12 protein-coding genes are annotated in these 13,472 nt (G+C 73.6%); 6 read left to right on the forward strand and 6 right to left on the reverse strand.

The genetic code is table 11. The features are described from left to right. Positions 1-27: 27 nt before the first annotated feature. Together ACLJQM_RS23805 and ACLJQM_RS23810 are read right to left on the reverse strand one after the other, a co-directional pair. Positions 28-1,401: a hypothetical protein gene (locus ACLJQM_RS23805; protein ID WP_410632807.1), complete on the reverse strand. Its 1,374-nt coding sequence runs from the start codon at positions 1,399-1,401 to the stop codon at positions 28-30. Between the two features lie 78 nt (positions 1,402-1,479). Then, positions 1,480-2,295: a lysozyme gene (locus ACLJQM_RS23810; RefSeq protein WP_360773431.1), complete on the reverse strand. Its 816-nt coding sequence runs from the start codon at positions 2,293-2,295 to the stop codon at positions 1,480-1,482. Positions 2,296-2,499: 204 nt separating this feature from the next. Between ACLJQM_RS23810 and ggt the strand changes: the two genes are divergently transcribed. From ggt to ACLJQM_RS23830, 4 genes are all read left to right on the forward strand, one after another. Next, positions 2,500-4,299 (forward strand): gamma-glutamyltransferase, encoded by a 1,800-nt coding sequence (gene ggt / locus ACLJQM_RS23815; protein WP_360773429.1) that lies wholly within the window; start codon positions 2,500-2,502, stop codon positions 4,297-4,299. 90 nt (positions 4,300-4,389) lie between these two features. Continuing rightward, positions 4,390-5,316: a methionyl-tRNA formyltransferase gene (gene fmt / locus ACLJQM_RS23820; RefSeq protein WP_247011580.1), complete on the forward strand. Its 927-nt coding sequence runs from the start codon at positions 4,390-4,392 to the stop codon at positions 5,314-5,316. Further along, positions 5,313-6,737 (forward strand): RsmB/NOP family class I SAM-dependent RNA methyltransferase, encoded by a 1,425-nt coding sequence (locus tag ACLJQM_RS23825; protein ID WP_360773425.1) that lies wholly within the window; start codon positions 5,313-5,315, stop codon positions 6,735-6,737. The genes fmt and ACLJQM_RS23825 overlap by 4 nt, the downstream gene beginning before the upstream one ends. Next, positions 6,734-7,231: a flavoprotein gene (locus ACLJQM_RS23830; protein WP_360773422.1), complete on the forward strand. Its 498-nt coding sequence runs from the start codon at positions 6,734-6,736 to the stop codon at positions 7,229-7,231. Before ACLJQM_RS23825 ends, ACLJQM_RS23830 begins: the two co-directional genes overlap by 4 nt. A gap of 92 nt (positions 7,232-7,323) precedes the next feature. Here the strand turns inward: ACLJQM_RS23830 and ACLJQM_RS23835 are convergent, their stop codons facing one another. The 4 genes from ACLJQM_RS23835 to ACLJQM_RS23850 form a co-directional block, all read right to left on the reverse strand. Further along, positions 7,324-8,433: a serine hydrolase domain-containing protein gene (locus ACLJQM_RS23835; protein ID WP_410632808.1), complete on the reverse strand. Its 1,110-nt coding sequence runs from the start codon at positions 8,431-8,433 to the stop codon at positions 7,324-7,326. A 104-nt stretch (positions 8,434-8,537) separates the two neighbouring features. Continuing rightward, positions 8,538-9,932, reverse strand: coding sequence for an alkaline phosphatase (gene phoA, locus ACLJQM_RS23840; protein WP_360773416.1), 1,395 nt, complete (start codon positions 9,930-9,932; stop codon positions 8,538-8,540). Positions 9,933-10,089: 157 nt separating this feature from the next. Continuing rightward, positions 10,090-10,749, reverse strand: a complete 660-nt coding sequence (locus ACLJQM_RS23845) for a response regulator (protein ID WP_410632809.1) — start codon at positions 10,747-10,749, stop codon at positions 10,090-10,092. Further along, a complete protein-coding gene (locus ACLJQM_RS23850; RefSeq protein WP_410632811.1) occupies positions 10,746-11,945 on the reverse strand; it encodes a sensor histidine kinase in 1,200 nt (399 codons plus the stop codon). Before ACLJQM_RS23850 ends, ACLJQM_RS23845 begins: the two co-directional genes overlap by 4 nt. A gap of 121 nt (positions 11,946-12,066) precedes the next feature. Here ACLJQM_RS23850 and rpe point away from each other — a divergent pair, with 121 nt between their 5' ends. Both rpe and ACLJQM_RS23860 read left to right on the forward strand, forming a co-directional pair. Next, entirely contained in the window at positions 12,067-12,738 is a 672-nt protein-coding gene (gene rpe, locus ACLJQM_RS23855; protein ID WP_410632894.1) for a ribulose-phosphate 3-epimerase, read from the forward strand. An 80-nt stretch (positions 12,739-12,818) separates the two neighbouring features. Continuing rightward, positions 12,819-13,448 carry a riboflavin synthase gene (locus ACLJQM_RS23860; RefSeq protein WP_360773408.1) on the forward strand — a complete coding sequence of 210 codons (630 nt, stop codon included), beginning with the start codon at positions 12,819-12,821 and terminating at the stop codon, positions 13,446-13,448. Positions 13,449-13,472 lie beyond the last annotated feature (24 nt).

Below are 13,472 nucleotides of genomic sequence, written 5' to 3' on the forward strand. Positions count from 1 at the left end.
GCACGTGGCGCGTTCCCGGCCCGGCCGTCAGCCGGTCGCCAGTCCGGTCCGGCGGCCCACCACCGTGCCCGGCAAGGATTCCAGCGCCGCTCGCGGGGATTCCGCTGCCGGCTGCAGCCGGATTCCCGCGTCCGGGCCGCTCGCCGCCGCGGTCGTCAGCGCGATCACCTGGGCCGCGATCGCCTGCCGGCGGGACTCGAACGCCGGGTCGGTCAGCGCTGCCGGATCGGCCGGCTGGCCCAGTACCGGCGTGTGCAGGTGCCCGCCCGCCACCGACGTCAGGCCCAGTCCCAGCCGGACGCGGTTGGCTCGGAGCATCGATTCATTGCTCAGGTAGTTCCCGCCGCCGCCCGAAGCCGCGATTTCGCCGGGGGCCGGGGCGTCCGAACGGCACACCGGCGTCCCTTCGCCCGGGTGCGAAGAGTCCGGCCACACGCAGAACGCCTGGTTGAAGTTCACCGGGTACGCACCCGGCACCGCGAGCATCCGCGCGTACGGCAGCGTCGTCTCGATGAACTGGACGTCCGGTTGCGGCCAGCCCGCGGCCGGCGGGACGCCGCCCGTCACCGAAGCGTTGTCGTTGTCCGGGAAGCCGCCGCGCCAGGCGCCCGCCCAGCGTTCGACGTCGAAGCGGCCCGGGCGGCCCTGGCTGATCGTCAGGACCACGTCCGGGCGCCGCGCGCGGTCTCGCAGCGCCGAGCCGTAGGCCGCTTCGACGATGCCCTGGTCGAAGTAGCCCCACACCACCGGGAAGCTCACCGCCTGGACCACCGCCGGGCCCGAAGGGGTGTCGAGGACGCGGCCGTCGAGCTGCAGCGCCGACGCGCCGGCGGGGTTCGAAATCGAGAGGCCCCGGCCGTCCAGCTGGAACGGGTCGAACCCGCTCACCATGACCCGCCGCGTTGTGCCGAGCGGGAAGCGGACGTCGTCGAGGCCGCGGGAGCCGCGGTCGAACGCCGTGAGCAAGGCCGCCCGGTCCGGCACCCCGAACGCCGGCCGCCATTGCCGGATCGCGCTGCTCAGCTGCAACCGTGCCCAGTACAGCGGCCGGTCGTCGAAGCGGTCGAGGGTGCCCAGGCCGGGACGGCGGCCCTGCGCCCGGTCGACGGCCGTCCGCCACAGCCGGTCGCCGGCCCGCGTGACCAGGCGCTCGGCCCGACGCGGGGTGCGTGCCGCACAGAGGTCGTGCTTCACCTCGGTGACGAGCGGGTCGAACCCGGCCAGCCGCACGAGTTCGGGTCCGGCGGCGGGACCACCCGCGGGCAGGGAAGCGGTCAGCCGCTGTTCCTCGACGGTCAGCGGAACACCGGCGTCGAAGCAGCCGGGCGCGGCGGTGGCGACGGCCGGGAACGCGAAGAGCGGGACGGCGGCGAGCAGGGGGAGTAGGGCGGTCAGGCGCACGGGGTTCCCTCCACGGCGTGGGTGACGCGGCCGAGTCTTCCGCGACCGCGCCACCCGCGTAACCCCGGTAAGTCGGGATCAGCCGGTCGCCAGCACCTTCAGGCGCGAGATGTCCGCGCTGAAGCTGTCCTGGTCGATCGGCGAGGAGCTGTACTGCCAGAACGTGTAGAAGCCCCAGTTGTACGGCAGCGTGCCCGCCGAAGAGGCGTACCGAGCCACCCACAGCGGGTTCGTCGAGCTGAAGTCGCCGGTGTTGCCGGTGCACTGGCTCCACCAGCTCGTCGCCGTGTAGATCACCGGCCAGCGGGTCGTCTTCGCGTGGTACTCGTCGCTGAACGCCTTGATCCACGCGACCATCTGCGCGGGGGTCTTGCCGTAGCAGGCGTTGTTCGGGCCCCACTCGATGTCGAGCGTGCCGGGCAGCGTCTTGCCGTCCTTCGACCAGCCGCCGCCGTGGGCGACGAAGTAGTCGGCCTGCGCCGCGCCGCCCGAGGTGTCCGGGCGGCCGTAGTGGTACGCGCCGCGGATCATGCCGACGTTGTAGGAACCCGTGTACTGCTGGCTGAAGTACGCGTTCGTGTAGCCGGTGCCCTCGGTCGCCTTGACGTAGGCGAACTTCTTGCCCGCGCTCCAGTACGACGCCCAGTTGACGTTCCCCTGGTAAGCGCTTACATCGATGCCGGGGACACTCGCGTCCACCGACGCCGGGGCCAGGCCGGCCGGGGCGACCCCGTCGTGGGCGCGGATCGCCGCGCCCATCTCGTGGTTGCCGGTGGCGTCTTGCCGGGGGAGCGGCGGCGAAGCCTCGGCGCCGGTGGCGGTCGCGACCAGCAGGGAGGTTGAGACCGCGAGTGCGGCGCCGAGCAGGCGGCGCCACCGTCGTGGTGCAGTCATGGTGAGTTGTTCCTTCCGGTTGCCCTCGCTGTGCGCGGTGTGCAGGCCGCGCCGCACGATTCTGTTACAGCGAGGACGGCAACGTCACTGCTCCATGTGATTTAATTTCCGGAACCCCTGAACTGTGTGAAAAGCTGACGAAACGGGTGTATCGGCCCCGTTGGCGTCTTGTAGGCAGGGGAGCCAGGGGGCAGACTCGCCCGCATGCCCGCGCTCAGATGCCGCCGAACCCTCGTCATCGCCGCTGCCGCCGCGCTCGTCACCACCGTCGCGAGCGGGCCCGCCACCGCGGCCACGCCCACCCCCAAGTCGCCGGTCGCCGTCGGCTTCGGCGGGGCCGTGGCCAGCATCGACGCCGACGCCACCGCGATCGGCACCCAGGTCCTGCGCGACGGCGGCAACGCCGTCGACGCGGCCGTCGCGGTCGCCGCCGCGCTCGGGGTCACCGACCCGTTCTCCGCCGGCGTCGGCGGGGGCGGCTTCTTCGTCTACTACGACGCCAAGACGCACCGCGTGCACACTTTGGACGGCCGCGAGACGGCGCCGAAGACCGCGGACGCGAACCTGTTCGTCGAGAACGGCCAGCCGCTGCCGTTCAACGACGCCGTCACCAGCGGGCTCAGCGTCGGGGTGCCGGGCACGCCGGCGACCTGGTCCGAAGCGCTGCGCAAGTGGGGGACGCGCTCGCTGGCGAGGTCGCTGAAGCCCGCCGAGAACCTCGCGCGGAACGGCTTCGTCGTCGACTCGACGTTCCAGACGCAGATCGCGAACAACGCGGCGCGGTTCTCGGCGTTCCCGTCGACGCGCTCGCTGTACCTGCCGGACGGCGCCCCGCCGGCCCCCGGGACGGTCTTCCGCAACCCCGACCTCGCGGCGACGTACGCGCAGCTCGAACGCCAGGGCGTCGGCGCGCTGTACCGCGGCCCGATCGGCGCGGACATCGCGAAGACCGTGCAGAAGCCGCCGGTCGACCCGGCCTCGACGCTGAACGTCCGGCCCGGCAAGCTCACCACCGGCGACCTGGCCGCCTACGAAGCGATCGAGCGCCGCCCGACGCAGACCGGCTACCACGGACTCGACGTCTACGGCATGCCGGCGCCGTCGTCCGGCGGGCTGACCGTCGCCGAGGCGCTCAACATCCTCGAGAACTTCGACCTGAAGCACGCGAGCAAGGCCGACTACCTGCAGTACTTCCTGGAGTCGACCCGGTTCGCCTTCGCCGACCGCAACCGCTGGATCGGCGACCCGGCGTTCGTCGACGTCCCGGCGCGCGAACTGCTCAGCCAGCGTTTCGCCGACACGCGGGCCTGCCTGATCTCGAAGGACAAGGCGGCCACCAGCCCGGTCGCCCCGGCCGACCCGCGCCACCCGGCGCCGTGCGCCGCGGGTGCCGCCGCCGCGCCGACGCCGTACGAGGGCGAGAACACCACCCACCTGACGGTCGCCGACAAGTGGGGCAACGTCGTCGCGTACACGCTGACGATCGAGCAGGAGGGCGGCAGCGGCATCGTCGTGCCGGGCCGCGGGTTCCTGCTCAACAACGAGCTGACCGACTTCTCGTTCACGCCGGTGACGCCGGGCGTCCCCGACCCGAACCTGCCGGGCCCGGGCAAGCGCCCGCGCTCGTCGATGGCCCCGACGATCGTCCTCGACCACGGCCGCCCGCTCTTCGCGACGGGCTCCCCGGGTGGCGCGTCGATCATCACGACGGTCCTGCAGGTGATCCTCGGCCGCCTGGACCGGGGGTTGTCCCTGGAGGACGCGATCGCGGCCCCGCGGGCATCGCAGCGCAACTCGGCGGCCGCCCAGGTCGAGCAGGCGTTCCTGGACCAGCCCGAGACGGCGGCGCTGCGCGCTCGCGGCCAGGGCTTCTCGACGGCCCCGGCGGAGATCGGCGCGGCCACGGGAGTGGAGCACCTGCGCGACGGCCGCTGGCTGGCCGCGGCGGAACCGGTCCGGCGCGGCATCGGCGCGGCACAGGTGGTGTGGCCCGCGCACTGGTAGGGCGCGAGCGCGCCGGGAACATCGGGGCCTTCTAGACTCGGCCCCGATGTTCCAGCCACCTGAAACCCCGCTCCCGCCGGGGGTGGGCCGATGAAGCTCGTCTTCGCCGGCACTCCCGAACCGGCGGTCCCCGCGCTGCGCGCGCTGCTCGACTCCGGGCGGCACGAGGTCGTCGCGGTCGTCACCCGTCCCGATGCGCAGGCCGGCCGCGGCCGCCGGGTCGTGCGGTCGCCCGTCGGCGCGCTCGCCGACGAGCACGGCATCGAGGTCCTCACGCCCGCCCGCGCCGGTGATCCCGCCTTCCTCGCGCGGCTCACCGAGCTCGCGCCGGACGCCTGCCCGGTCGTCGCCTACGGGGCGTTGCTGCCGCAGGCCGCCCTCGACATCCCGCGGCTCGGCTGGGTGAACCTGCACTTCTCGCTGCTGCCCGCGTGGCGCGGCGCCGCGCCGGTGCAGGCCGCGATCCGGGCCGGCGACGAGATCACCGGGGCCTCGACGTTCCGGATCGTCAAGGAGCTGGACGCGGGCCCGGTCTACGGCGTCGTCACCGAGGCCATCGGCGCCACCGACACGGCGGGCGGCCTGCTCGGGCGGCTCGCGGAGTCCGGGGCGAAGCTGCTGCTGTCCACCATGGACGGTCTCGCCGACGGCAGCCTGGTCGCGCGCGAGCAGCCCGCCGAGGGCCTCAGCTACGCGCCGAAGGTGACGGTCGAGGACGCGCGCGTGTCCTTCGCCGACCCGGCCTCGGCGGTCGACCGGCAGATCCGGTCGGTCACGCCGGACCCGGGCGCGTGGGCGGAGTTCCGCGGCGAGCGCTTCAAGCTCGGCCCGGTCACGGTGCTCGACGAGCCCGGCCCGCCGCCGGGCGAGATCGTCGTCGAGCGCAAACGGGTGCTGGTCGGGACGGCGACGAAGCCGCTGCGGCTCGGCGACGTCCAGGCACCCGGCAAGAAACGGATGGCGGCCACCGACTGGGCGCGCGGTACGAGGATCGACCAGGGAGAGCGCCTCCGGTGAACGACAACAGGGAACGACGTCCGTCACGACCGCAGCGGGGCCGCCCGGCGCCGCGCAAGGAAGGCCCGCGCCGCCCGCCGTCGGTGGACCCGGCCCGGCAGGCCGCGTTCGACGTCCTCGCGGCCGTGCGGACCAAGGACGCCTACGCCAACCTCGTCCTGCCGGACCTGCTGCGCGAGCGGCGGATCACCGGCCGCGACGCGGCGCTGGCCACCGAACTCGCGTACGGCGCTTCGCGCGCCCAGGGGCTGCTCGACGCCGTCATCGAGTCGTGCGCGGAGCGGCCGCTCTCGCAGACCGACCCCGCGGTGCTCGACGCGCTGCGCCTCGGCGTCTACCAGCTGTTGCGCACGCGCATCCCCGAGCACGCCGCCGTGACGTCCACTGTGGACCTCGTGCGCGCGGAAGGGGGTTCGTGGGCAACGGGTTTCGCGAACGCCGTCATGCGCAAGGTGTCCGAAAAGGACGAAGCGGCGTGGCTCGACGAGCTCGCGCCGGACGACGCGGCCGACCCGATCGGGGCCTACGCGCTGCGGACCGCGCACCCGCGCTGGATCGCCCGCTCGTTCGCCGAAGCGCTGGGCGACAAGGGCGCCGGCCTCAAGGCCGCGCTCGAAGCCGACGACGCGCGGCCCGAGGTGCACCTCGTCGCCCGTCCCGGCGAGATCAGCGCCGACGAGCTGGCCGCGATCACCGGCGGCGACCCGGCGCCGTACTCGCCCTACGGCGTCCACCTGCCCGCGGGCGCCGGCGACCCGGCCGGCATGGAGCCGGTCCGCGAGCGGCTCGCGGCGGTCCAGGACGAGGGCAGCCAGCTCTGCGCGATCGCCGCGACGAAGGTGCCCGTCGAAGGCACCGACGAGCGCTGGCTCGACCTGTGCGCGGGTCCCGGTGGCAAGGCCGCGCTGCTCGGCGCGCTGGCGGCGCTGAGCGGGGCCACCGTGGACGCTGTCGAGATCGCGCCGCACCGCGCGAAGCTCGTCGAGAAGGCCACGAGCGGGCTGCCGGTGAAGGTGCACGTCGCCGACGGGCGCGAGAGCGGCCTGGAGCCGGGCTACGACCGGATCCTCGTCGACGCGCCGTGCAGCGGCCTCGGCGCCCTGCGGCGGCGGCCGGAAGCACGCTGGCGGCGTCAGCCGTCCGACGTCGCCGACCTGACGAAGCTGCAGGGCGAGCTGATCAACGCGGCCTACGCCCTGCTGCGGCCCGGCGGCGCGCTGACGTACGTCGTCTGCTCGCCGCACCTCGCCGAGACCGAAGGCGTGCTGACGGAGACGGCGCGCCGGCTGAAGGCCGAGGTGCTGGACGCGCGCGGGTTGTTCCCGGGCGTCCCGGAGCTCGGCGACGGCCCGTACGTCCAGCTGTGGCCGCACCGCCACGGCACGGACGCGATGTTCTGCGGCGTGCTGCGCAAACCGTGAGAACCCTCGGCCTGGTGGCCGGCTCGTGCGGCGGACTGGACGTCCGGTTCGCCGCCGAGCTGGCCCGCCCCGCCGCGGAGCGCGGCTGGCGGACGGCAATTACGTTGACGCCGACCGCGATGAGCTGGCTGGAGTCCGCGGGCGCACTCGACGAGGTCGCGGCATGCTCCGACCTGCCGATCCGCAGCGTCTCCCGCCTCCCGGGCGAGCCGCGGCCGCACCCGGACCCGGAGGTGTTCCTGTTCGCCCCGGCGTCGGCCAACTCGGTGGCGAAGCTGGCGCTGGGCATCGCGGACAACCAGGCCCTGACGGTGCTGGGCGACGTGCTGGGCGCGCCGGGGACCACGATCGTGGTGGCGTACCAGATCCAGGAGACCCGGGTCCACCACCCGGCGTGGCAGCGCCACCTCGACACCCTGTCGGAAGCCGGGGCGACGCTGCACCGCCTGGACGTCCGGCGGCCTTGGACCGAGGCCCTGGACCTGCTGCCCTGACCCGGCGGCCGCGGTGATCAGAGCACCCGGCCGCGGGGGCGCCCCCCACTTTCCACGCTACCGGGCACCTCCGACAGTTCCGGCCCGCCGGGCTACGAGCACACCGCCGCGTCCATGGCCGCCAGGAGGTGGCCGCTCGTCTCCGCCGGGGTCGGGTTCTCGTTCAGCACCACCGTTGCGCGGCGGCCGTGCGGGCCCACGCCCGCCAGGTTCGTGAAGCCGATGATCCCGCCTTCGTGCCCCCAGAACTGCCCGCACGACACCGGAATGCTCCCCAGCCCCAGCCCGTACCGCGCGCCCGGGACCCCCAGCTCGGCCGGGACCGTGCGGCGCATCTCCGTCAGCTCGGCCGGGCGCAGCAACCGCCCGCCCAGCAAGGCACCGTAGAACCGGTCCAGGTCGGCCGGGGTGCTCACCAAGCCGCCCGCCGCGCCCGCGATCGTCGCGTCGAAGTCGCTGAAGTCCACCAGCTTCCCGCCGATCGGGGCGTACCCGACCGCGTGCGGGGACGGCAGCTTTTCGTCGCCGCGGCGGGGCAGGTACGTGTCGCGCAAGCCGAGCGGCCGGGTGATGCGGTGCGCGATCGAGGTGTCCAGCGGCTGCCCCGTGACGCGCTCGACGAGCATCCCCGCCACGATGTAGTTCGTGTTCGAGTACGACCACCCGGTGCCCGGCGGGAACAGCGCCGGGTGCTTCAGGGCCATCGCCACCAGCTCGGCCGGCTCGGCGCCGCGGTGGCGCAGCGCCTCCGGGTCCGACAGGTCGAGGTCGTCGGTGTAGTTGTAGAGCCCGCTCGTGTGCTGGAGCAGCTGCCGCACGGTGATCCGGTGGTCCGGCAGCAACCCGGGCAGGTACTGCGAAACCGGCGCGTCCAGCTTCACCCGGCCCTCGCCCACGAGCTGCAGCACGACCGTCGCCACGAACGTCTTCGTGACGCTGCCCGCGCGGAAGGAACCGTTGCGCGGGAACGGTTTCCCGGTGGTGACGTCGCCGGTGCCGCTGCGCGTGACCCGCGTCCGGGCGCCGTCCTGGACCACCGCCGCCGCGCCCGGGACGCCGTCCTGGCCGGTCAGGACGTCCAAGCTCGCCTGCACCGGTGACCCGGCCACCGGTGACCCGGCCGCGAGCGCCGGTGCCGCCGTCGTGGCCGCGAGCAGGGCGGCGAGCGTGCCGGCCGTGATGATCCGCAAAGACTTCCGCATGAGAAAACCCCCTGGTGTCTCGGTGTTCCCCACGCTAGGGAGCCGGGACGCCAGGGGGCATGGGGCAGGCCGCCGGAACGGACCGGGGGCCTGCCCCACCACGCTCAGCGCAGCTTCAGGGCCCGCTTCAGGGTCCCGAAGAGGTCGGTCTGGTTGGTCAGCCCGACGATGTTGGCCGCCTGCGGGCCGAGACCCGCGATGCGCACCTGGGTACCGGTGTGCGACTGCGAGCCGCCGGTCTCCGCGGTGCCGTAGGCCAGCGTCATGTTCGCGCCCTCGTTGGTGACGAGCGTCGCGGTCAGGCCCGGGGTGGCCGTCGGCTCGACGATCTGGCTGCTGTGGCCGTGGTCGGCGGTCACCAGCACCAGGGTGTCGGGGTGGCTGCGGGCGAACGCCGTGCCCGCCGCGATCGCCGCGTCGAAGTCGACCGTCTCGCCGATCTGGCCGCACGGGTCGGCCGCGTGGTCCTGCTTGTCGATGCTCGCGCCCTCGACCTGGAGGAAGAAGCCCTTGTCCGCACGGCGGTCGTCGAGCAGCTCGAGCGCCTTGCGGGTCTGGTCGGCCAGCTTCGGCTGGGTCTTGGGCAGGTTCGCGTTCGTGGCGCAGCGGGTAGGCGCGGTGCCGCCGTGGACGGCCGCCGGGCCGGTCCAGTTGACCGGCATGTTGCCCTCGGCGAACAGGCCGAGGACCGGCTTGCCCTTCGCCGCCTTCGCCAGGTCGGCCGCGGTGTTCACGACGTTGTAGCCGGCCGCCTTGGCCTGCTCCAGCACGGTCTTGCCCTTGAACTTCCCGGCCGTCACCGGCTGGTTGAAGTACTTCGCGCCGCCGCCCAGCAGGACGTCGGGGCGGGTCTGCACCAGCTGCTCGGAGATCGAGCCGAGGCCGCCGTTCTCCTTGGCGTTCTTCGCGCACTTCGCGGTCGTCTCGACCGGGCCCTTGCAGTCGCGGTTGACGACGTGCGAGCCGAGCACGGCCGGGGTCGCGTCCTGGACCTCGGCGGTGGTGACGTCGCCGGTGCGCAGGCCGTTGCGCTTGGCGATCTCGAGGATCGTCGGGACGTCGTTGCCGTACGCGTCGACGGAGATCGCGCCGTTGTAGGTCTTGGTGCCGGTGGCCCAGCCGGTGCCGGACGCGGCCGAGTCGGTCACGTAGTTCGGCTTGGCCGGGTTGTTCTGCTCCACGGCGTACGTCGTGTAGTCGCCGGTGAGCGGCAGCTCGTCCATCGCGAGCCGGCCGGCGGCGCCGCGCTCGTAGTTGCGGGCGGCGGTGATCTCCGACTGACCCATGCCGTCGCCGATGAACAGGATCACGTTGCGGGCGTGCCCGCCCTGGATCGCCGAACGGACGTCGTTCGTGCGGTCACCGGTGCCGGCGGACGAGCGCGCGTCGGCGTTGTCGGAGCCGTTGGTGGCCAGGGCGACGGGGGCGGCGGCGACCAGCGCGGCGCCGAGTGCGCCCGCGACCAGCCACCGGCGGCGGCCGGCGAACAGCGAAGCCATGTTTCTCCTCATTGGGGGACTTCGGGAGGTAAGCGCCCGGATTCCGGACACGTGCTATTAGTCCTTCTGCATGTGTGGTGCGCAGGGACTGGGGGTGACGCCCGGGTGTCCGCTGGCCGAACTCCTGACTTCCCGCGGGTGACCGGGAGCACGTCGGTTATTGACCGGCGAGGTGTCCCGGCCGCACGACGCCCGATTCGTACGCTATGACCACCGCTTGGCTGCGGTTGCCGGCGCCGAGCTTGCCGAAGATGTTGCCCACGTGGGTCTTCACGGTCTCCAGGCTGATCACCAGCGCCGCCGCGATGTCCTGGTTGGACAGTCCGCCGGCGATCAGCCGGAGCACCTCGGCTTCGCGCCGGGTGAGCGTTTTCGCCGCCCGCGCGTGCTTCCCGCCCGGCGGCCGCGCGGTCACCAGCCGCCGGATCGCCTCGGGGAACAGCAGCGAGTCCCCGGCGGCGACGGTCCGGACGGCGTGCGCGATCTCCTCCTTGCGCGCCCGCTTCAGCAGGAACCCGCTGGCCCCGGCCAGCAGCGCTTCGTGGACGTAGTCGTCGTTGTCGAACGTCGTGACGACGAGGATCTTCGGCGGGTCGTCGAGCGCGGCGAGCACCTGCCGGGTGGCTTCGATGCCGTCGGTGCCGGGCATCCGGACGTCCATCAGCACGACGTCCGGGCGGCTCCGGCGCACCGCGGGCAGCACTTCGGCGCCGTCGGCCGCTTCGCCGACCACGGGCAGGCCCTGCTGCTCCAGCAGCGCCCGCAACCCGGTGCGGACCAGCGGTTCGTCGTCGGCGAGCAGCACCGTCGGCGTCATGCGCCGGCCCGCAGCGGGATGGTCGCGCGCAGCCGCCACCGCTCGCCGTCCGGGCCCGCGGCCAGCTCGCCGCGCAGGGCTTCGACGCGCTCGGCCAGCCCGGTCAGCCCGCGCCGCCCGGTCCGCGGCCGATCGACGGCCAGCGCGTTCACCACGGCGATGGCGAGCTGCTCCGGCCCGGCCTCGACCCGGACGTCGACCGCGCCCGGACCGGCGTGGCGCAGGGCGTTCGTCAGGCCCTCCTGGACGATCCGGTAGCCCTCCCGCGACACCGCGGCCGGCAGCGCGGTGACCGGCCCGGCGACCGCCAGCCGGACGTCGAGCCCGGCTTCGCGGGCGCGCACGGCGAGGACGTCGACCTCGGCCAGCGTGCGCTGCGGCTCCTTCGCCGCGGGCTCGTCGCGGAGCAGGCCCAGCACGTGGTCGAGGTCCTCCAGCGCGCTGCGGGAGGCTTCTTCGATCGTGCCGAGTGCGCGCCGCGCCTGCGCCGGGTCGGTCTCGATCAGCCCGGCCGCGGCGGCCGCCTGGATCGTCGACGTCGTGAGCGTGTGCCCGATCGAGTCGTGCAGCTCGCGGGCCAGCCGGTTGCGCTGGGCGAGCACGGCGGCCTGGCGTTCGGCGAGCACCGCGCGCTCGGTGTCCGACGGCCCGAGCAGCGCCTCGGCGCCGGCCCGGAAGGCGCGGGTGGCGCCCGCGACCAGCACGATCGCGCCGGCGAGCAGCACGACGCCGAAGGGGACCGACCAGGCACCGAGCGGGACGTCGTCCCAGAACAGGCTGATCCGGTCCTGGCCGCCGGCCAGCCAGACCGCGGGCACGAGCAACCCCAGCGCGAAGAACGCGAGCACGGTGAGCAGCACGCCGCTCAGCAGCGTGTGCAGGGCGAGCCACAGGCCCGAGCGCAGCCGCGAACCGGCGTCGGGACGCCCGGCCGGGGCGGGGACGGCGGTGCCGAGCAGGACGTTCGCCACCCCGATGCCGAGGCGCCGCACCGGCCCCAGCAGGCCCAGCAGCCCCGTGAGCACCGCGATGGCGATCAGGGCGAGCAGGGCCCGTACTCGTGAATCGGCTTCGACGGACACCGCCGCGGCGAAGGCGAAGGGGGACACCGGCACCATGAGGAGTGCGCCCGCGACGGCGAACGGCAGGCTTCGGTAGCTGCCGATCCGCGCGAGGGACGGGAAGAATCCGGACATGCGGCGAGCCTAGGGCGGCCGGAGTGGCGCACACCTCCCTCCGCGGAGCCAGATCCTGGTCACAACCGGTTAGCGACCGTTAGCAGCGGCCTCCTACACTCGGGACGTGGCAGACCGACCCCTGATCGCCCCCAGCATCCTGTCCGCGGACTTCGCCCGGCTCGGCGAGGAGATCGCCGCCGTCGCGAGCGGCGGGGAGACCCGTGCCGACTGGGTCCACGTCGACGTGATGGACGCGCACTTCGTGCCCAACCTGACCCTCGGCCTCCCCGTCGTGAAAGCGCTGCTGAAGAGCACCGACGTGCCGATCGACTGCCACCTGATGATCGACGACCCGGACCGCTGGGCGATCGGCTACGCCGAGGCCGGCGCCTACAACGTCACCGTGCACGCCGAAGCCGCGAAGGACCCGATCGCGCTCGCGAAGAACCTGCGTGCCGCCGGGGCGAAGGCCGGCCTGTCGCTCAAGCCGGGTACCGCGCTCGAACCGTGGCTCGACGCGCTCAAGCACTACGACACGCTGCTCGTGATGTCGGTCGAGCCGGGCTTCGGCGGGCAGTCGTTCATCGCCGACGTCCTGGAGAAGGTCCGCACCGCGCGGCGGCTGGTCGACACCGGGCACCTGAAGCTGGTCGTCGAGATCGACGGCGGCATCAACGCGGACACGATCGAGCAGGCCGCGGCGGCGGGCGTCGACTGCTTCGTCGCCGGGTCCGCCGTCTACGGCGCCGGCGACCCGGGCAAAGCGGTCGCCGCGCTGCGCGAGCAGGCGGCCCGGGGCCGGGCGGGCTGACCCACCCGGGCGGCACCGGAGAAGCCACCGGGCCGCGGCGGGTGTTGGATGGGGAGCAGCGGCGCACAAGGAGGCAGGACGTGTTCACCGGCATTGTCGAGGAGATCGGCGAGGTCACCTCGGTCGAGCAGCTGACCAACGCGGCGCGGCTGCGGGTCCGCGGCCCGCTGGTGACCAGCGACGCCGCGCACGGCGACTCCATCGCGGTCAGCGGCGTGTGCCTGACCGTCGTCGAGGTGGGGGACGGCGAGTTCACCGTCGACGTCGTCAACGAGACGCTGCAGCGCTCGAGCCTGGCCAAGGTCGCGGTCGGCGACCGGGTCAACCTGGAGCGCGCGACCCCGGCGGGCGGGCGGCTCGGCGGGCACATCATGCAGGGCCACGTCGACGGGACCGGGGTCTTCCTGGGCCGCGACGGCAACGGCGTCACGACGTTCGCGCTGCCGGGGCACCTGTCCCGGTACGTGGTCGAGAAGGGCTCGATCGCGGTCGACGGCATCTCGCTGACGGTCGCGGCGATCAGCGCCGACCAGTTCGCGGTGGCCCTGATCCCGACCACCCTCGAGGCGACCACGCTCGGCGGGCGCGAAGCGGGCGACCTGGTCAACCTCGAAGTCGACGTGGTCGCGAAGTACGTGGAGAAGCTGGCCGAGGCGCACATCCGCGACCAGGTGCACAATCGGGACGGCGGCACGGAGGAGCGGTCATGAGTGAGCCTGCGAACGAATCATCCA

This window comes from Amycolatopsis sp. cmx-4-83, from assembly GCF_046548815.1.
Classification (GTDB): Bacteria; Actinomycetota; Actinomycetes; order Mycobacteriales; family Pseudonocardiaceae; genus Amycolatopsis; species Amycolatopsis pretoriensis_A.

What these genes read in the sequence shown, in the direction of transcription:
- ACLJQM_RS23810 (WP_360773431.1), bottom strand. Translation starts at nt 2,295, where the DNA reads ATGACTGCACCACGACGGTGGCGCCGCCTGCTCGGCGCCGCACTCGCG.
- ggt (WP_360773429.1), top strand. Translation starts at nt 2,500, where the DNA reads ATGCCCGCGCTCAGATGCCGCCGAACCCTCGTCATCGCCGCTGCCGCC.
- fmt (WP_247011580.1), top strand. Translation starts at nt 4,390, where the DNA reads ATGAAGCTCGTCTTCGCCGGCACTCCCGAACCGGCGGTCCCCGCGCTG.
- ACLJQM_RS23835 (WP_410632808.1), bottom strand. Translation starts at nt 8,433, where the DNA reads ATGCGGAAGTCTTTGCGGATCATCACGGCCGGCACGCTCGCCGCCCTG.
- phoA (WP_360773416.1), bottom strand. Translation starts at nt 9,932, where the DNA reads ATGGCTTCGCTGTTCGCCGGCCGCCGCCGGTGGCTGGTCGCGGGCGCA.
- ACLJQM_RS23845 (WP_410632809.1), bottom strand. Translation starts at nt 10,749, where the DNA reads ATGACGCCGACGGTGCTGCTCGCCGACGACGAACCGCTGGTCCGCACC.
- ACLJQM_RS23850 (WP_410632811.1), bottom strand. Translation starts at nt 11,945, where the DNA reads ATGTCCGGATTCTTCCCGTCCCTCGCGCGGATCGGCAGCTACCGAAGC.